Source organism: Paenisporosarcina sp. (genome assembly GCF_057785155.1).
In genome coordinates, this window is sequence record NZ_JBYNRN010000047.1 from 81,250 (window position 1) to 98,943 (window position 17,694).

19 protein-coding genes are annotated in these 17,694 nt (G+C 37.7%); 6 read left to right on the forward strand and 13 right to left on the reverse strand.

What is annotated here, in order from left to right; genetic code table 11:
- Positions 1–20 precede the first annotated feature (20 nt).
- Complete coding sequence (locus tag AC3EA5_RS16665) at positions 21–812, reverse strand: GNAT family N-acetyltransferase (protein WP_488609331.1); 792 nt, start codon at positions 810–812, stop codon at positions 21–23.
- A 241-nt stretch (positions 813–1,053) separates the two neighbouring features.
- Here AC3EA5_RS16665 and AC3EA5_RS16670 point away from each other — a divergent pair, with 241 nt between their 5' ends.
- Complete coding sequence (locus AC3EA5_RS16670) at positions 1,054–1,851, forward strand: GNAT family N-acetyltransferase (RefSeq protein ID WP_488609332.1); 798 nt, start codon at positions 1,054–1,056, stop codon at positions 1,849–1,851.
- Positions 1,852–1,892: 41 nt separating this feature from the next.
- Here AC3EA5_RS16670 and arsC read toward each other — a convergent pair whose 3' ends face one another.
- From arsC to AC3EA5_RS16700, 6 genes are all read right to left on the reverse strand, one after another.
- A complete protein-coding gene (gene arsC / locus AC3EA5_RS16675) occupies positions 1,893–2,312 on the reverse strand; it encodes an arsenate reductase (thioredoxin) (protein ID WP_488609333.1) in 420 nt (139 codons plus the stop codon).
- A gap of 16 nt (positions 2,313–2,328) precedes the next feature.
- A complete protein-coding gene (locus AC3EA5_RS16680; RefSeq protein ID WP_488609334.1) occupies positions 2,329–3,624 on the reverse strand; it encodes an arsenic transporter in 1,296 nt (431 codons plus the stop codon).
- 14 nt (positions 3,625–3,638) lie between these two features.
- Positions 3,639–4,004, reverse strand: a complete 366-nt coding sequence (locus AC3EA5_RS16685; RefSeq protein WP_488609335.1) for an ArsR/SmtB family transcription factor — start codon at positions 4,002–4,004, stop codon at positions 3,639–3,641.
- 333 nt (positions 4,005–4,337) lie between these two features.
- Complete coding sequence (locus AC3EA5_RS16690) at positions 4,338–5,468, reverse strand: M20 peptidase aminoacylase family protein (protein WP_488609336.1); 1,131 nt, start codon at positions 5,466–5,468, stop codon at positions 4,338–4,340.
- 180 nt (positions 5,469–5,648) lie between these two features.
- A complete protein-coding gene (locus tag AC3EA5_RS16695; protein ID WP_394188230.1) occupies positions 5,649–6,167 on the reverse strand; it encodes a type 1 glutamine amidotransferase domain-containing protein in 519 nt (172 codons plus the stop codon).
- Between the two features lie 64 nt (positions 6,168–6,231).
- Positions 6,232–6,822: a DNA-3-methyladenine glycosylase gene (locus AC3EA5_RS16700; protein ID WP_488609337.1), complete on the reverse strand. Its 591-nt coding sequence runs from the start codon at positions 6,820–6,822 to the stop codon at positions 6,232–6,234.
- A 67-nt stretch (positions 6,823–6,889) separates the two neighbouring features.
- Here AC3EA5_RS16700 and AC3EA5_RS16705 point away from each other — a divergent pair, with 67 nt between their 5' ends.
- Both AC3EA5_RS16705 and AC3EA5_RS16710 read left to right on the forward strand, forming a co-directional pair.
- Positions 6,890–7,192 carry a nucleotide pyrophosphohydrolase gene (locus tag AC3EA5_RS16705; protein ID WP_488609338.1) on the forward strand — a complete coding sequence of 101 codons (303 nt, stop codon included), beginning with the start codon at positions 6,890–6,892 and terminating at the stop codon, positions 7,190–7,192.
- Positions 7,193–7,282: 90 nt separating this feature from the next.
- Positions 7,283–8,077, forward strand: a complete 795-nt coding sequence (locus AC3EA5_RS16710; RefSeq protein ID WP_488609339.1) for an SGNH/GDSL hydrolase family protein — start codon at positions 7,283–7,285, stop codon at positions 8,075–8,077.
- Between the two features lie 632 nt (positions 8,078–8,709).
- Here the strand turns inward: AC3EA5_RS16710 and AC3EA5_RS16715 are convergent.
- The 6 genes from AC3EA5_RS16715 to AC3EA5_RS16740 all read right to left on the reverse strand — a co-directional run bounded on the left by AC3EA5_RS16715 (position 8,710) and on the right by AC3EA5_RS16740 (position 14,471).
- Positions 8,710–9,621: an ABC transporter substrate-binding protein gene (locus AC3EA5_RS16715; protein ID WP_488609340.1), complete on the reverse strand. Its 912-nt coding sequence runs from the start codon at positions 9,619–9,621 to the stop codon at positions 8,710–8,712.
- A gap of 12 nt (positions 9,622–9,633) precedes the next feature.
- The gene (locus AC3EA5_RS16720) at positions 9,634–10,275 is read right to left on the reverse strand and encodes an ABC transporter permease (RefSeq protein ID WP_488609465.1); all 642 of its coding nucleotides are present in this window, start codon (positions 10,273–10,275) and stop codon (positions 9,634–9,636) included.
- Positions 10,268–11,245, reverse strand: a complete 978-nt coding sequence (locus AC3EA5_RS16725) for an ABC transporter ATP-binding protein (protein ID WP_488609341.1) — start codon at positions 11,243–11,245, stop codon at positions 10,268–10,270. Before AC3EA5_RS16725 ends, AC3EA5_RS16720 begins: the two co-directional genes overlap by 8 nt.
- Positions 11,246–11,382: 137 nt before the next feature.
- A complete protein-coding gene (abc-f, locus tag AC3EA5_RS16730) occupies positions 11,383–12,978 on the reverse strand; it encodes a ribosomal protection-like ABC-F family protein (protein ID WP_488609342.1) in 1,596 nt (531 codons plus the stop codon).
- A 269-nt stretch (positions 12,979–13,247) separates the two neighbouring features.
- Positions 13,248–13,610, reverse strand: a complete 363-nt coding sequence (locus AC3EA5_RS16735) for an MmcQ/YjbR family DNA-binding protein (protein ID WP_488609343.1) — start codon at positions 13,608–13,610, stop codon at positions 13,248–13,250.
- On the reverse strand, positions 13,611–14,471 hold the full coding sequence (locus AC3EA5_RS16740) for a GNAT family N-acetyltransferase (RefSeq protein ID WP_488609344.1): 861 nt from the start codon (positions 14,469–14,471) through the stop codon (positions 13,611–13,613).
- 200 nt (positions 14,472–14,671) lie between these two features.
- On the opposite strand from AC3EA5_RS16740, the gene AC3EA5_RS16745 reads away from it, so the two are divergent.
- From AC3EA5_RS16745 to AC3EA5_RS16755, 3 genes are all read left to right on the forward strand, one after another.
- Positions 14,672–15,259, forward strand: a complete 588-nt coding sequence (locus AC3EA5_RS16745) for an RNA polymerase sigma factor (protein WP_488609345.1) — start codon at positions 14,672–14,674, stop codon at positions 15,257–15,259.
- Positions 15,240–15,989 (forward strand): anti-sigma factor, encoded by a 750-nt coding sequence (locus tag AC3EA5_RS16750; RefSeq protein WP_488609346.1) that lies wholly within the window; start codon positions 15,240–15,242, stop codon positions 15,987–15,989. The genes AC3EA5_RS16745 and AC3EA5_RS16750 overlap by 20 nt, the downstream gene beginning before the upstream one ends.
- Before the next feature lie 340 nt (positions 15,990–16,329).
- On the forward strand, positions 16,330–17,691 hold the full coding sequence (locus AC3EA5_RS16755) for a GVDTG sorting domain-containing protein (protein ID WP_488609347.1): 1,362 nt from the start codon (positions 16,330–16,332) through the stop codon (positions 17,689–17,691).
- The last annotated feature ends 3 nt before the right edge of the window (positions 17,692–17,694 follow it).

A 17,694-nucleotide genomic window follows, 5' to 3' on the forward strand; every position in this document is an offset into this window, starting at 1 on the left:
GTTCAACAGTTTCGATCAGATTAATATGTCCACATGCTCCATTTTCCGATGTCAACAAAGCCAATACGCTTGTAAATAGAGCCCGCAGCGGGGTTGTCATAAAACAGACACAACATTTTCCCTTCCGCTAAAAGTTCCCTGCAAAGCTTCGACATACAGTATGAAGCTAATCCTTTATTTTGATGACTTTCTAATGTACCTACACCAACAATCATCGCTGATTGACTGTTTTCAGCTGTGCTAGAAGCAGAACTAACGATGACATCGTCTTCTTTTATAAAGTATGCACGGGCTAAGCCTTTTTCTAAGCTCATTCTCTTATTTTCAACACTATAATTACCTTCAGCAAATTCAGGAATCGCCTTCATTTGAGCAATAATAGCTCCTGCATCTTCTGGCACAGCTTTTTCAATCAACATGTCAGCTGGAATTGCAGGCAAATAATCGGCTGTTTCACACTTAGCGTAATACATGACACGTGGTTTTTTAGGTTCTCGCTTTATATATGGAGTGATTTTATTCACCATTTCTTCGATTCCTGATAAATAAGTAAAGTTTGAATCTTGATTAATAACTGAAGCAACACCTTCGTGATCAAACGATGCAGGGGCATACAAAATAAAGTTCTGATCATACTTTAATAAAACTGCTCGCAGTTCTCCAGATTCGGAGAAATCTCCCCACAGTGTTTGTATATCAGAGTGAAATCCGTAACCTTCAATATCACCGATAATGAATAAATTCTCAGCTGGTTTTGCTGATACAAAGCTCATTGTTAATGTACGATCTTGCTCTACTAGTTTTCTAATCATATTTCCAAATTCCCTTCACGTGACTTTCGTCTTAGTTTTTTCCATTAATTATTTCTCTTAAATTACATAATATTTGGAATATTAAGTTCACATTCCCTATTTTAAAGTGTATCATATCATTTACAGGAAATAATTTTCCAATCCCAAAAATAAATGAGTATAAAGTAGTGCATTAGTTATATATATATGGTAAAATAATACCGTTGATGTCACTCGCATCAATTTAGAAAGAAGGTTTAATATGTCTAAAAAAATGGAAAAAAAGTATATTCCTCTAGCCACGTTTTTTGCAGCATCGACAATTAATGAACTGACACTTACATATACAGCCATGGAAAATATTATCGGACAACAATTACCGAACGCAGCCTATTTAAATAGTAGCTGGTGGAAGAAAACAAAACCACCTGCCTTACATTTTCAAGCATGGACTGAGTCAGACTATCATGTAAAAGAGATTGAATTAGGACGCTCAGTTACGTTCGCGAAAACATCAGATTCTTTATTTGAAGTCCACTCCGGAAATAAAACCGAAGAAATTTTGATTATTCGCCCAGTGGATCTTGAAGATGCTCGTTCCATTATCAATCTTCATTCAGCAATTGATGCTGAATCCAATTTTATGATGTTCGGTAAAGATGAACGAAAAATGACCGTTCAAGGGATTCGAAAACGAATTGGAGAATGGAAAAGGTCTCTAAATTCCGGCATGTTTGTCGCAATTTTAAATGGTGAGTTCGCTGGATTTGTTGTCCTTAACGGCGGAACTGCTCCTCGCTCAAAACATCGAGCTGCACTCGTAATTGGTGTATTGTCAGCTTACTACGGGAAGAATGTGGGTACATCCCTCATGAAAAAAGCCGAGAGTTTTGCTCACGAAGTCGAGATTCAACGGATTGAACTAACAGTTGTTGAAAACAACGAACGTGCAATAGCCTTATATAAGAAAATGGGCTATAACATAGAAGGAACTCGTCCTCATTCCTTAAAAATTGATGATCAATTTGTTAACGAGCTTTATATGGGTAAAATTATTTAAAAAGCGACATGGTGGAATTTTCTCCTCCATGCCGCTTTTTCTTATTTACCAGTTTTTCCGAACTCTTCGATGCGTGCACTGATTTCGTCACGAACTCGTTGGAACACTGCCCGCTTTTCTTCTTCCGTACCCTCTGCGCGAGCAGGGTCATCAAATCCCCAGTGCCATCTTGTCACATGTGGAGGTGTAATCGGACATTTGTCATTCGCATCCCCACATAACGTCACAACATAGTCTGCACGGTTTAATAACTCAGTATCAATCGTATCTGATGTTTGATTGCGAATATCGATTCCCACTTCATCCATTGCTTTGATCGCATTTGGATTTAGGCCATGCGCTTCAATTCCAGCTGAATAAACATCAAATTGATCACTCAAATGTTTATGACCTAAGGCTTCCGCCATTTGTGAACGACATGAATTACCTGTACATAAGAAATACAAAATCTTTTTCTCCATTTAAAATCATCCTTTTCTAATGAATTATTGTTAACCAAAGGTAAAGACCAGTTAATGTAATGAATAAGGTTGGTACTGTTAAGATAACCCCTACCTTAAAGTAATAACCCCACGAGATTTTTACTCCTTTTTGACTTAACACATGTAACCAAAGCAGTGTTGCAAGTGATCCAATTGGCGTCATTTTCGGACCTAAATCTGATCCAATAATATTCGCATAAATCAATGCTTCTCTCGTAACGCCTGTCGTATTCGTTTCAGCAATTGCCAATGCATCAATCATAACTGTAGGCATATTGTTCATAATCGAAGATAAGATGGCTGCGATAAAGCCCATCCCTAGCGTAGCTGCATATAAGCCATGACTAGCTGACCATTCAATCACCACTGCTAAAATAGAAGTCAATCCAACATTACGAAGTCCATAAACGACAACATACATACCAATTGAAAAGAACACAATCGCCCACGGTGCACCCTTAATAACTGCAGCTGTATGAACAGCATGACTACGTCTAGCAATTAATAAGAATAATATCGCGACAATTGAAGCGATGATTGAAACTGGGATTTCGATTGTTTCGCTTAAGAAATAGCCAATTAACAACACACCTAGAACATACCAAGACACATGGAACATTTGTATATCTTTTAGAGCTGTTTTAGGTTCTTTCACCATTTTTTCATCGAAATGTTTCGGAATTGATTTTCCAAAATACAAATACAACACCAACATACTTGCAGCTAAACTAAATAGATTTGGAACGAACATGCGAGATGCATATTCAATAAAGCCAATTCCAAAAAAGTCTGCTGATACGATATTCACCAAGTTACTAATAACGAATGGCAACGAAGTGGTATCTGCGATAAAACCGGAAGCCATAATAAATGGTAAAATCATTTTCTCTTTAAAATCTAATGCGCGAACCATTGCCAATACAATCGGTGTAAGAATTAGTGCAGCGCCATCATTGGCGAATAAAGCCGCTACTCCTGCACCCAATAAAGTAACTAATAAAAACATACGGATTCCGCTTCCTTTAGCGAATCGAGCCATATGTAAAGCAGCCCATTCAAAGAATCCGATCTCATCTAATATGAGAGAAATAATAATTAACGCAATAAAAGTTAATGTCGCATTCCAAACAATACCCGTTACGTCAATCACATCTTGAAAGTTAACAACCCCAACTAATAGAGCTACTGCAGCTCCTGCCATCGCTGACCAACCGATTGACAATCCACGTGGTTGCCAAATGACAAATACCAACGTGACCAAAAATACAAGACTAGCTAACCAAACATCCATTATTTCGCTCCCATCTATGCTTCACACATTACTTTTTTTCCTTCTTTAATCAAATCATCCACGGTACGTTCAGGCGATGGAAGTAAACTCAACAAATGAATCAAAACAGGATACTGGGGATGTCTGACTTGAAGTGACCAAATCGTCCATCTTCCTCTTTTTTCTTCTGAAACGATCCCCGCTTCTTTTAACTTTTTCATATGCTGACTAATTGCCGGTTGCGTCATATGAAGCAACTCCGTTAACTCACACACACATAACGACTGATGCATGAGATGAGTTAAAATTCGCAATCGATTTTGATCTCCAATACCTTTTAGATACTGTTCAAGCTCTAAATAATCCATAAGCATCTCCTTATGTGTTATATTCATTTTCATTATATAAGCATCCACTTATGAAATCAATAGTGAATTGTTTAATGTTTTGTGTGATTTTCTTAAAGTTTGTAAACCTTGTTCTTTCACTTGTTAATCTTGTTCTTTCACAAGGGTACCTTGCTCTTTCAAAAACAAACATTTCACTCAATCTGGCGTTCTACGAGCGAAAACCAAGGAGTTTCCAGTTTCTTTATTTTCCAAAACAAAAAAACACAGCATGCACTTAAAATCGTGCAAACTATGTTTTCCACTAAATCTATATTCGGTATTCTATATAGCCCTCTCATGAAAACACCACCTTGAACAGAGAGTTTAAGGTGGTTAAAATGTATCTCATTTCTTTATTTCTTCAGCTGTTAACAACACTACACGTGCAAGGATGTCACTTCCTGTATGAATACATTCCTCGTTAAACTTCATTTTAGGATGATGTAACCCTGGAGATAAATCACACCCAAGTCCTAGCATGGTCGCTTTCAATGTTGGTACATGAGCTGAATAAAAATGGAAATCCTCTCCGCCTGGTGTGACAATCGGCGGTTGCACATATTCTTCACCTAATACACCAGCAATCGCTCTTTCCATTAACTCACATGCATCATCATCTACAATTGCCGCTACCAAGTTCGAGTGAACCGTTACATCAATGACAACACCGTATAATTCTTCCACTTGTTTGAGAACATGGTGCACTCTTTCATTTAAAAGCGTCATCATGTCATTGGTTTGAGCACGTAAATCGATGCTAAATGACGCATTCCCTGGAATAATATTTCCGGTCTCGCTACCAGCATGCAGTTTTGTCATTTTCGCTGAATATGGAATCATTGAATCTAAGCGTATCCCTTGAAGACCTTGGACGATTGCTGAACTGACTTCAATTGCATTTACCCCTAAATGGGGTCTCGCTGCATGTGCATCTTGGCCAATAATTGTCCCTTGTAAAATAGAAGCAGCTCCGTGGTGAATGGCTGGAGAAGCAGTACCATCGCCAATTTCTTGAATCGGTCTTAAATGCACACCAAATAAATAATCAATATCATCGATAATGCCTTTACTTACTAATTTTTCGGCACCTTTTCCTTTTTCCTCAGCGGGTTGGAAAATCCATTTAAAGCGAACGTTTTTAGGAAAGCCTTTTTCTTTTAAATGGAGCAATGCTCCAAAAGCCATTGTCATATGGGCATCATGTCCGCAGGAGTGATTGGCTTGAAACACTCCATCTACCTCTTGCCATAAAGCATCAATGTCTGCTCTAACCCCAATGCATGTAGGTCCTTCACCGATTTCCACATATAACCCGGTACAATCATCAAAGGTTTTCACAGTAAATCCTTCTTGTTCAAGTAACTTTTTCAAATAAGCTGTTGTTTCAATTTCCTGCCAACTTGCTTCCGGATGCGTATGTAAATAACGAAAAACTTCATCCAACTTTTGTTTGTTTGTTAACAGTATGTCATTCATTCTTTCCACCCCAAAATTTTCTCTATCTACTTAGCTTATCGTATGCAGAAGAAATAATTAAAGTCTTTTTGAAATAAATCATGATAACAATATTTTCTATTTGAATTACATGCCGTTCACTTTACAAACTTAGTTTTTCTTTTTAAAAAAACAGCCCTGCGTTAGCAGGACTGTTCATCATTATACTTGTTCTAATAACTTTAATGATTCTCGATTAAATGCAGGTAAATCTTCTGGTGTTCTACTTGTCACGAGTTGATTTTGACAAACCACTACTTCTTTATCCGCATACTTAGCACCAGCATACTTCATGTCTTGAGCAATCGATTTAAATCCAGTTGCGTCTCGACCTTCAAGTGCTTTTGCACTTATTAATAATTGCGGTCCATGACAGATGGCGAAAACTGGTTTTTTCGCATCCATAAACGCTTTAGAAAATTCGACAAAGCGTTCGTCAGCTCGTAACTGATCCGGTGAAAACCCACCTGGAAGAAATAACGCATCAAAATCTTCTGGCTTCACATCATCAATGCCGTAATCAATCGTGACATTTGCTTCGCCTTGTTTTCCTTTTATTTCGTTTCCAGCTTTTTTCTCAATCGTGAAAACCTCATGACCAGCATTATTAAAAGCTGTAGACGGCTCAATATATTCCGAGTCTTCAAACATATTTGTGATTAACGTTGCAATCTTTGCCATTTCCAATCACTCCTTAAAGTTTGTACTTTCCTACTATTCCACCTAATTGAATTCCTAAACGTAATTAGCGGTATTTGGAAACCATCGGATGTCCTTTTTCAGAAAAACGATATGGGTAATGGACAGCTTCACCTGTATTTTGTATCCCTACTCTAGGTCCGATTTCCACTTCAGAAATTCCGGGACCTTCCGCAATAAAGAGCGGTTGTTCAGACCAATGGTGTCCATAATAGTTCATCGTCACACCTAGAGCTTTCGCTAATTTCCCTGGTCCATTTGACCAATTTTTACGCGAGATGTTTCCACGGAATTTCTGCATCAATTTTTCGCCTGCAACTGGTTCGCCCGCCCGAATCAGAATCGCTTGAGGGATACCAATTGGGCCACTTACAACATTCATTAGTGTGTGTGTATGCATTTGATATGTATAAACAAGACCCGCTTTTCCAAACATGATCTCTGTTCTCTTTGTTTTTCGATTGCCAAAACTATGTGCTGCACGATCTTCAGCACCCATGTAAGCTTCTGTTTCGATAATTTTTGCAGCAATAACACCTTCCGGATGTTCATGCACAACATATTGGCCAAGAAGATCCTCAGCTAATTCGAGAGTGGGTTTTTCAAAGAATTCTGGATGTACCGGTCGAAAATGCATGTTTATCCCTCCTGTTTTTATTATACTAAAAGAAAGTAATTACTTTAGTTGAAGGAGATGGAGTTCCATGAAAGAACTGATAAATGAAATTAATCAATTTAACACTGATCGCGGCTGGGGTCGTAATCATGACGCAAGAAACTTGGCCATCTCTATCTCTTTAGAAGCAAATGAATTACTCGAATGTTTTCAGTGGCAATCGGCAGAAGATTCGATTGCTAAAGATAAACAAGCCATCATCGATGAAATGGCTGATGTGTATATCTACTTGTTACAACTTTCAGATGTGCTAGGTGAAGATTTAGTTCATGCAGCTCGGGAAAAGATGAAAAAGAATGCTATTAAATACCCTATCAATGTGACAACCTAAACGAAAAATTGAGTTTGTTTCCATTTTCCTATTGCTTAATTATTGTCTGAATATTATATTAATGAAACAACTAAGCAAGGAGTGACCCCCATGAAAAAATGGAAATGGTTAATTTGGATTGCTGCGGGGACACTTTTACTCTTCTATACCCGAACAGATACAAGACAAGACCAAGCAAGTGCAAATGAAACCTTAATCAAAACGTACGATCCAAAATATAATCCTGATCAAACGATGATTGACTACCTAATATTCAGATCTATGATAAGTGGTGAAGCAAGAATGGCGGTTACAGGAAGTAGTGTAACCAGAGGTTCTGGTTCTAGCCATCAATCGAAGACGTGGCGAGGAATAATTGAAAAAAATTTACGTCAAACGCATCCTGTCCTAAAGAATTTGACTGTCAGTAATCATGGTCATTCGGGATATACGTCCGTTCGATTACTTGAAGATCATGTGAAAGATCCGATTCTATTAGAAGAACCGGATGTGTTATTTATTGAAACCTCGGTCATAAATAATCACAACAAAAACGTTACGCTTGAAGACACTTTCGCCTCGTTGGACGAGCTTTACTCGCTTTACACAACAGCGCTGCCAGATGTGCGAATATTATTCCTTTCGCCAAATCCTTGTACAGAAAATAAATTCGGTCCTCCCATCAATCAATTGGGGTTAACGTTTACTGACTATGTAGAAAAGACAGCTGCTTATATTCAGGATAAAGGCTGGTCCTATTTTGATACACATGGTGCAATGACAGAACAAATGAATGCTCATAATATCACAAGACCATCAACTTTAAAGGACGGCATTCACCCAAATGACCGCGGGTACAAAATATGGGGTCAAGTATTATGGACATTCATGCAAAAGTCTACCTAATGTGAATGAGAACGTAAAAATGCTCAGAGATTGAATCCTGAGCATTTTCTTTTATTAAGTCTTCCTTTTATAAGTACACGATTCTTGACTACAACTAACTAAAGTAAAAACCACATCAAAATACTTAATCCTACGAGTATTAATCCAACCATCCTCTTATTAAATTGTAGAATGTATCCTACTATCAAAAGTGCGATTGCAACCCACTTATAATTATAAAAATCTCTTGTGTTTTCCGCAATATAACCCATCCAAGTAGCAAAAGCCAAAAACAAAATTAGTAAAGGAATTAATATATTTACTCCCATCCTCAAGATATTCAAAATATTACTCCTCTCAGATTTTTCCACTTTCTTTGATTACGATTTTACCACATTCCCCCAATCATCCCTATTCCTAAATAAATTATTATTTGATATAAATAGGATTGAATAACGGATAAAAAAGTTGCGTACATCAAGTTCTTTTTAGGTGCAAATTTATATGCAGAAAAACTTGTCTTGGGAACAAAACCGGCTATTAATCAACAAAAAAAGGATACCGAAATCAGAGCGATTTGATATCCTTTTTCCTATTTAATTAATTGTACTCTAAAACAAAATCCGATATACCGAGGGTAGCCTTTTGTTTACTTATTCTTCAATTAAACCCGCTTCAATTAAGAAATCACGAGCAACGTCTTCTGCTTTTTCTCCGTCAATATCTACGCGAGCATTCATTTTTTGCATGTCTTCAACTGAAATTTTTCCTGCTAATCCATTTAAAGCTTCTTCTAGTTCTGGATATTGCTCTAACGTTTCTTGACGCACAATTGGAGCTGCATCATATTTCGGGAAGAATCCTAAATCATCTTCTGTAATCGCTAAATCAAAACGCTCAATGCGTCCGTCTGTAGTGAAGGCAGGAATTACATCCACATCACCTTGTTTAACAGCTTCGTACATCACGTTCGGATCTAAACTTTCGGTTTCAGCAAATTCAAAAGGATATACTTCGACCATAGCATCATAGCCATCTCCTGGTCGTTCATAAAAAGCATGAGGTGCACCAAATACCATTTCTTCATTTTTTGATGCTTCCACTAAATCCGAATAAGTTTTAGCATTATATGGTTTGTCCTTTGTATAAGCTAATGTATACGTATTTTCAAAGCCAAGTGGCTCTAACCATGTCACGCCATATTTCTCTTCGTATCCTTTTCGAACGCGTTCTAACACTTTCTCTGAACTTTCTCCTTGCTCAAGCTTTTCTCCAAGGACTGATTGTAAACCAGTACCTGTATATTCAACGTATACGTCTATGTCGCCTTTTTCTAACGCAGGCGTCAAGATAGCTACTTCTCCTAAACCTTCTTCATATTCAACCATATAGTCGGTATTTGCTTCAATATACTGCCCAATGATTTGAGGTAATATGAATTGCTCTGTCCACGGTTTACCACTCACGATAATCGGTTCTGCTGAATCTCCATTGCCACTGTCTGAATTACAGCCAACTAAAGCGATTGATGCTACTAATACTAATCCTACGAGTCTTTTTTTCATTCATTGTTCCTCCTAAGTGGTTTTCATTCCTTTTGGTGTAGCTTTCTTTTCAACCCATTTTAATAATAAATCAAAAGAGATTGCGAGCAGGGCTACAGGTAACGCCCCGGCAAGTACGAGCGAATTGTTATACGATTGCAAACCTCGGTAAATGACATCCCCAAGACCACCCGCACCCACAAAAGTAGCCAATGTGGCAATACCAACCGTTAAGACAGTGGCTGTTCGAATGCCGGCCATAATGAACGGGAGAGCTAATGGGAATTCAATTTGTGTTAATATTTGTGACCGTGTCATCCCCATGCCTCGTCCTGCTTCAGTAATAGAAGAATCCACACTAATAATGCCTGTATAAGTGTTTCGCAAAATCGGCAATAGTGCATAAATTATAAGTGCGATTAATGCCGTATTCGAACCTATTCCCATCAAAGGAACAAGAAATCCAAATAAAGCTAAACTAGGAATCGTTTGAAAAATAGCTGTAACACCAATGACTGGCTCTGCATATTTTCGATATCTAGCGATTAAAATTCCGAGTGGGAGTGCAATGGCAATCCCTATAGCTAATGCAATAAAAGAAAGATAAATGTGTTCAACAAATGCTTGTTGAATTAAGTCCGACCGACTTTGAATTGTTTCGATAAAATTAGTCAGCATGGTTGCCACCTTCTTCCTTGGCAATAACAGCTCTTAATAATGAAGTTTGATCAATATATCCAACGAATTCATCCTTGTGTCGAATAGCCAGCAAATTCACATTAGGCTTCTCTAACATGGATATAGCAATTTCGATCGAATCGGTTGAACTAATCTCTGCGATCTGTTCACTCGTTCTTGCTTGTGAGAAGAAACTAGTTAGTTCGTGAATCTTACGTTGTGCGAAAGTTCTTTGACGATTAATTCGTTCTTGGCCAATAAAGTCTCGAACAAAGTCATTTGCAGGTTCATTAATTAGGTCGTCAGGTGAACCAATTTGTTCGACTTCACCTTCTCGCATCACAATAATGTTATCTGCAATTTTAAGTGCTTCATCCATATCGTGAGTAACGAAAACGATTGTTTTTTGAATACGTTGTTGAAGACTTCGGAGTTCTTTTTGAAGTTGCTCACGACTAATCGGATCTAGAGCACTGAATGGCTCATCCATTAGCACAATATTGGGATCTCCCGCTAGTGCACGAACTACTCCGATTCGTTGCTGTTGACCACCACTTAATTCAAGCGGGTATCTTGGCAAGTAAATATCCGGTTCAAGTCCAACCGTGGTCATTAACTCTCTAACACGAAGTTGTGTTTTTTCATCTGACCACCCTTTTAATTTCGGGACGAGTCCTGCATTTTTTTCGATCGTCATATGAGGGAGTAAACCAATTCGCTGAATCACATACCCAATTGATCTTCTTAGTTCGACCTGGTCTGTCTCTTTTATCGATTTTTCGTCAATTAAAATATCGCCGTTTGTAGGGATTTCTAAACGATTAATCATTTTCATTAATGTTGTTTTCCCACACCCACTAGGTCCAATAATTGCTGTCAATTCTCCAGTTGGAATCGTTAATGATACATTTTTTAAAGCTTCTGTACCATCGGGGAACTTCTTTGTTACTTGATCGAATCGAATCACAGCCTCAGCTCCTTTATAAGCTTCGTATGTATATCATTTTTTTATTACCCTTATTACTATAGAATTATGCACGAATACCTACCGCTTTACAAAAATAAGTACGTCTTCTCTAAGAGTTTAGAGAAAGCGTACTCATACTAATCTTTTAATGATCTGATTTTCTGTGTTAAATCTTTAAACTTTTGGTCTAATTCTTCATAATGACTATCCTTATTCTTCAAAAAACTTAATTCTCCTAAAATCGCTTGTCTTTCTGTTTCGAGCCTCATCAATTCCAAATCTTTTTTAGATTCTTCCTTATGACTCAACCAATCTTGATAACCCATTTCAATTTTTCTGAGTTGTTCACCTTCAAATATAAGAAGTTTAGTACAAAGCTTCTCAATCATATGTCGATCATGCGTAACCAATAGAACGGTTCCTGGATAACTTAACAACGTATTCTCCAACTGTTCTGTTGAAGGTAAATCTAAATGATTCGTTGGTTCGTCTAAAATCAAGACGTCTTTTTTCTCAAGCATGAAGGCCATTAATTTGATTTTCAAGCGCTCTCCCATGCTCATTGAGCCGATTGGTAATTGCCAATGATCTTTCGTAAAGCCTAAGTTTTTCATTAAAGTTTGAATTTGTCCTCTTTCTCTATAATCTTTCGGCTGAAACCACTCAGCAGGTGATCGCTCAAGGGGGAGGTCTTCGATTGTTTGGCGCAAGTATCCAATATTTTGACTAGCTGTTTTCCACAACTCTCCTTCAAATGGTTCCTCTCCCATAAGCATTTTCAGCCAAGTTGTTTTGCCACTACCATTTGGTCCAATAAGGGCTACTTTTTCTCCTTGTCTGATGGTAAAAGAAGAGTTAGACCATAAAATTCGGCCTCCAAAAGCCTTCGATACGTTTTTGGATTCAATTATTCGATGACCTTGTTTTCGATTACCTTCCATGGAAAATGTCACATCATGTTCTTCTAGAGGTTTCTCGATTGTCTCTTTCTCTAATTCTCCCTCTAAACGTTTTCGCTTGGAGCGAATTTGTACATTCATTTTTTTAGCCTTTACACGAAAATACTCTTTATATCCATCTTGTTTGGTCGAATCAGCATGTGCTTTTGAAGACCAATTTTGAAGAGCAGCAATTTGTTCATCAATTCGGGCAATCTTTTTTTGCTGTTCCTCATAAAGTCTCGATTGCACTTTTTTTCTTTCTTCTTTTTCTTTCCGATAAGCAGAATAATTTCCTTCGTACGCAGTTATTTGTTGATGTCCTACTTCCCAGATGGTTGTTGCTACTTCATCTAAAAAAGAACGATTATGGGAAACGACTAAGATTGTTCCTGCATAATGACGTATTTGCTTAACCAACTCAACTAAACTTTGTTGATCCAAGTGATTGGTTGGTTCATCTAAGAGCAACACTTGAACATGTTGTGAAAAGGCTTTGGACAATCTTCTCTTCATCTGTTCACCACCACTTAGCACATCGAATGGTTTGGATGATTCAGACTCCACTTCTTGTTTAAGATAATATGTTGATGGTTTATTGCCATACCAATGGACATTTCCTTCAGTTGCTTCAAGATCGCCAGCAAGCAAGGATAATATCGTAGATTTACCTTCCCCGTTTCCACCAACAATGCCAATGCAGCTGCCTTGCTTTATATCTAACACGACATTTTTTACAATAACCCGGTCTCCGTACTCTATTTTCACTTGCTGAATTTTACCTAATACAGTCATTCTAATTCCCCCTATTTTGGAGAATAAAAAAAATCCTCCATTAAATTCGGAAGGATTTTACGTACCCAAATAGACCATCATTAATAATACTCAAGTGATGAAGAGTAACAATGGTTGTGTGAAAAATGGGCAGACTAATCCTATTTCCGATTTACGCAAATTTATTTATTTGCTAAGAAATAAGATTATTTATCCATTGTTCACCCATCATCCCTTCAAAGTCATTAAACCAATTATAACAAATTCATTTTAAGTTGACTTGTCATTCCCTAGCATTCCTCTAAAATGTCTCTTTGCATTTTCTTCGTTAGTCCAGAAAACACTAATTGATAAGAATGAGCAATTAATTCTTTATACATATCAGTCGATATTTCTCCGTTTAGTGAAATTGAAATCCAATGTGTTTTGTTCATATAGTAACCTGGGTTTATATCATTGTATTCTGATCGTAAAACTTCAGAACGATTGGGATCACATTTCAAAGATATAATAGGCGTTCCTTCTTTATTTTCGCCAATCATAGCAAACATTTTTCCGCCGACCATATATCGGTCAGCTTGCCAATCTTCTTGGAAATCAAATGTACTACCAGGATGCTCTTGACACAGCGTTTTTAGTTGAGTTAGTTCCATTTAGTTTCCTTCTTTCTCAACAAATTCGATGTGAATCGAATCGGCAATTTTTCGATAGCCTATTTCTTGGTAGATTTTATTGGATGTTGGGTTTAACATATCCGTATAAAGTACACAGAAATCGTACGTCTTTAATAATTCTTGACTGCCTGCAGCAACCATAGTTCTTGCATAGCCCTTTTTGCGTTGTTCTTTAGGTGTGAAAACAAAGGATACGGTAACTCCATGTTCCGATGGTCTAGATTTTTTCATCATCGATACAATTTGTCCTTCATCTTCCCATAAAAATACTTCATTTTCTTTAATAAATTGAAGCACTCTCTCCTTAATCTGAGCAATTGGCGTTTTTGTAATCCCCGTATCATTTTCGAAATCTTGATACCATTGTTCAATAAGTGGCGCATCCTCTATGTTTGAGTACCTCCAACTACCTGTTGTACCCTCAAGAGATGGCGTGACTTGATCTAATCGGTATAAGCCTTGATCCATTAAGACTTTTGAGTTTTTATCCGTTTTTAATTTCCACTTTTCTGTGAAAGCAAGAATCACCGTCTTTATTCCAACTACTGAAGGTACTTGAATTTGTCGGCTGAATAATTCATCTACGACAAAATCGATTACTCTGTCTTTGTCCTGTTCATCGATAACGATTAAGTTTAGTGGATGTGGTGGAGTCATTTGAAGTAAAGCTAGAAGTTTACCATCCTCTACAATAGAGACCATAAAATATTCTTGGTATCTCCCATTTTTTATGCCTTGCAGAACGCCATAAAACAAACTGTAGATATCCTCATGTTTCAATAAATAAGGTTCAGCAATTGTTGCAAAATCTTCTGGATTTTGATGTACGTTAAAATTCATATACGTATCCCCTTTTTCTTTTATCAAATGGTACACATTCTTACATTAATTGTCACTAATAATTTTATAGAATTAACAAACTTATTTTTTTAAAAAGTGATCTTTTTCCAGTTATCATTCGTTATCTAGAAGAGTAGAAGTTGTATAGACTTTATGCCTTCGGTATGATGAAGTAAGGATTCTATCAGAGGGGGGTAAAAATGAATACGCACACGGATGCACAGCTCTATGAAAATCTCAGGAATAAAGATCAATCCGCACTCGAAGAATTATATAACCGCTACGAGCGACTCGTTTACTCCTTCGCCTATCGTATGACACAGAATGCTCAGCTTGCTGAAGATACTGTTCAAGATGTCTTCATGAAGCTTTGGAAAGAACATGCACCTTATACAGAAGATAAAGGCAAATTTTCTTCATGGCTTCTAACAATGACACGTAATACTTCCTTAGATGCCTTGAGGAAAAAGACGCGACAACAAGAAGTTGGCTTACTTGATAAAGATGTAGAGCAAATGAAAGTACCTATAGAAGAGTTACCTGAACAAATGCTAGAGTGGAAAGAAAAAGGATCGGTGTTAAAAAAAGCAATGACACGTTTAAAAGAAGAACAACGAACCATCGTTGAACTTTTCTATTTCCATGGATTGTCTCAAGAATCCATATCAACTAAACTCGACATACCGCTCGGAACAGTGAAAAGCCGAATACGTTTAGCCTTACAACATTTACGAAAACACTTAGAGAATGAAAGGGGGATGTCACCAAATGGAACGTCAGATGTGTGATCGACTCGTTGACTATTTTAACGGCCAATTAAGTGAAGTTGAACAACATGCTTTTGAAAAGCATTTAGCAGCTTGTCCGGATTGCCAAGAAGAACTAGCTGAGTGGCAATTATTAACGGAAGACTTGCCTTATGTATCGGATTCCATAACTCCCCCTGAAGGAATGAAGGAACGCGTATTAGGTAATATATTAGGTGAAACATCAGTACCAAATGAAATACACGAAAAGCCAAGTGTGCCAGATGAGGTTTTATTACCAGTTAATAAAAAGCGCGTAATTTCATGGTTCCCTGCAGTAGCAGCGGCTCTTATGTTATCAATTGGTGCCAATATCTTTTTAGCTTCCATCGTAAAAAACCAGCAAGAAGATATCGTCGCACAAGGAGAAGCTGTAGATCAGTTACTCGCTTATGTGAATTTAACTCCTGTTGCGGGTAATGCCACAGGTACTGCTTCGATTGTGAAGCATGGCGATGAAACGCGTGTAGTTGTTCAAGCAAGTTCTCTCCCGGCACTATCCAATGATGAAGTCTATCAAGTTTGGTTAATTGGAGAAGATGGACCAGAACGTGCAGGCACATTTAAATCAGACTCACAAGAAGGTGCAGTGGTATTCACTATTCCTGAAGATATGAATCAGGATTGGACGCAAGTAGCTGTTTCACATGAACCGAATTCAGAAAGTGAAACACCACTAGGTAATGTGTTAATGGCTTCTGATTTTAAATAAAATACATTGAGGCTATACAAAGTCAGTGAAGATGGACTTTGTACAGCCTCTTTTCTTTGTACATTTGTATCACTTATCACAATAATTTTTATTCGTTCCCATTCTATTGTCATGTAAAAATACTGTCGCAGACTTATCTATTGCTCTCCACTAAATATGAAGGTGGTCAGCTATTTCTTTCACTTTCCGGTTTGCTCTGTTAAGGAATAAAAGCGATGTCTTTTTATATGTAGAAATAAAATTTTTAAATATTCTTTTTAAAAAAGTGATCCAAAGTGAAATTAGCTTCGTTAGCTATTCGAAACCAAATAAAAACTAAAACAAAGGGAGAGATTTCAAAATGAAAAAACGTAGATTATTAGCAGTTCCATTATCAATGAGTTTATTAATTCCAACAGCGGTTATGGCAGAAGATCACGGATCAAAAGCAAATGGAGGAAATGCAGACACGAGTGTTTCTACTCCAGCTTCTGAACTTCGATCAGCGTTAGGTCACTTATTTACCGAACATGCATTTTTAGCAATTGAAACATTGAAAAAAGGGGCTGACGGCACAGAAGACTTTGATGCTTTAGCTGGCGCACTTGGACAAAATACGGATAACTTAACAGCAGCTGTTTCTTCTGTATATGGAGAAGAAGCTGGAGCTCAATTCAAAGAAATTTGGAGTTCTCACATTGGTTATTTCGTAGATTATGCAACAGCTACTGGAGCTAACGACCAAGCTGGGAAAGATAAAGCAGTTGAACAACTTGGTGAATACATTGTTGAACAAGCAGCTTTCTTGGAAACAGCAACGGAAGGTCGTTTAAAAGCAGCAGATCTAGAAGCTGGACTTAAAATGCACGTTGACCAACTAGTATGGGCATTTGATAGTTATGTTGCTGGCGATTATGAAACTTCATACAAGAACGAACGCGAAGCAATCGGTCATATGACAATGGTAGCAGCTGGTCTGTCAACAGCTATTACTGATCAATTCCCGGACAAATTCGAAAATTCAATGGCCGTAACTCCTGCAGCAGATTTACGTTCAGCTCTTGACCAAGTATTTACTGAGCATGCTGGTTTAGCAGTAATGGCTATGCAAAATGGTGTGGATGGCGACCCGGATTTCGATGCTTCAGCAGCAGCTTTATTAGCAAACGCGGATGACTTATCGGCAGCTGTTGCTTCTGTATATGGTGAAGAAGGCGGAGCAGCTTTTGAAGAGATTTGGAAATCACATATTGGATACTTTGTTGACTATGTAACTGCTACAGCAAATGATGACCAAGCAGGTAAAGATAAAGCAATGGAAGAATTAGATGGTTATATCGTTGAACAAGCTGCATTCTTAGCTACTGCTACGGAAGATCGTTTACCAGCTGCAGACTTAGAAGCAGGATTGACTGAACACGTAGACCAATTATTAGCAGCTTTTGATCAATATGTGGCTGGTGACTATGAAGCTTCTTATGCTTCTATGCGTGAAGCTTATGCACATATGCTAATGCCTTCAGCAGGATTATCACAAACAATTGTTGATCAGTTCCCAGACAAATTCAGTGGACAATCTATGCCAGACGGAATGCCTAAAACGGGGATGGGTGGTACAGCGGACCAAGATGGTATGCCTTATGAGTGGTTCCTACTTGGTGGTTTATTAGCAGCAGCTTTAGGTGGCGCATTTACATTACGCAGACGTTCAAACGAGGCGTAAAAA

Excerpts from the sequence above, each read along its gene's own strand:
- AC3EA5_RS16665 (WP_488609331.1), bottom strand. The coding sequence starts at position 812 with ATGATTAGAAAACTAGTAGAGCAAGATCGTACATTAACAATGAGCTTT.
- AC3EA5_RS16670 (WP_488609332.1), top strand. The coding sequence starts at position 1,054 with ATGTCTAAAAAAATGGAAAAAAAGTATATTCCTCTAGCCACGTTTTTT.
- arsC (WP_488609333.1), bottom strand. The coding sequence starts at position 2,312 with ATGGAGAAAAAGATTTTGTATTTCTTATGTACAGGTAATTCATGTCGT.
- AC3EA5_RS16680 (WP_488609334.1), bottom strand. The coding sequence starts at position 3,624 with ATGGATGTTTGGTTAGCTAGTCTTGTATTTTTGGTCACGTTGGTATTT.
- AC3EA5_RS16685 (WP_488609335.1), bottom strand. The coding sequence starts at position 4,004 with ATGAAAATGAATATAACACATAAGGAGATGCTTATGGATTATTTAGAG.
- AC3EA5_RS16690 (WP_488609336.1), bottom strand. The coding sequence starts at position 5,468 with ATGAATGACATACTGTTAACAAACAAACAAAAGTTGGATGAAGTTTTT.
- AC3EA5_RS16695 (WP_394188230.1), bottom strand. The coding sequence starts at position 6,167 with ATGGCAAAGATTGCAACGTTAATCACAAATATGTTTGAAGACTCGGAA.
- AC3EA5_RS16700 (WP_488609337.1), bottom strand. The coding sequence starts at position 6,822 with ATGCATTTTCGACCGGTACATCCAGAATTCTTTGAAAAACCCACTCTC.
- AC3EA5_RS16705 (WP_488609338.1), top strand. The coding sequence starts at position 6,890 with ATGAAAGAACTGATAAATGAAATTAATCAATTTAACACTGATCGCGGC.
- AC3EA5_RS16710 (WP_488609339.1), top strand. The coding sequence starts at position 7,283 with ATGAAAAAATGGAAATGGTTAATTTGGATTGCTGCGGGGACACTTTTA.
- AC3EA5_RS16715 (WP_488609340.1), bottom strand. The coding sequence starts at position 9,621 with ATGAAAAAAAGACTCGTAGGATTAGTATTAGTAGCATCAATCGCTTTA.
- abc-f (WP_488609342.1), bottom strand. The coding sequence starts at position 12,978 with ATGACTGTATTAGGTAAAATTCAGCAAGTGAAAATAGAGTACGGAGAC.
- AC3EA5_RS16735 (WP_488609343.1), bottom strand. The coding sequence starts at position 13,610 with ATGGAACTAACTCAACTAAAAACGCTGTGTCAAGAGCATCCTGGTAGT.
- AC3EA5_RS16740 (WP_488609344.1), bottom strand. The coding sequence starts at position 14,471 with ATGAATTTTAACGTACATCAAAATCCAGAAGATTTTGCAACAATTGCT.
- AC3EA5_RS16745 (WP_488609345.1), top strand. The coding sequence starts at position 14,672 with ATGAATACGCACACGGATGCACAGCTCTATGAAAATCTCAGGAATAAA.
- AC3EA5_RS16750 (WP_488609346.1), top strand. The coding sequence starts at position 15,240 with ATGGAACGTCAGATGTGTGATCGACTCGTTGACTATTTTAACGGCCAA.
- AC3EA5_RS16755 (WP_488609347.1), top strand. The coding sequence starts at position 16,330 with ATGAAAAAACGTAGATTATTAGCAGTTCCATTATCAATGAGTTTATTA.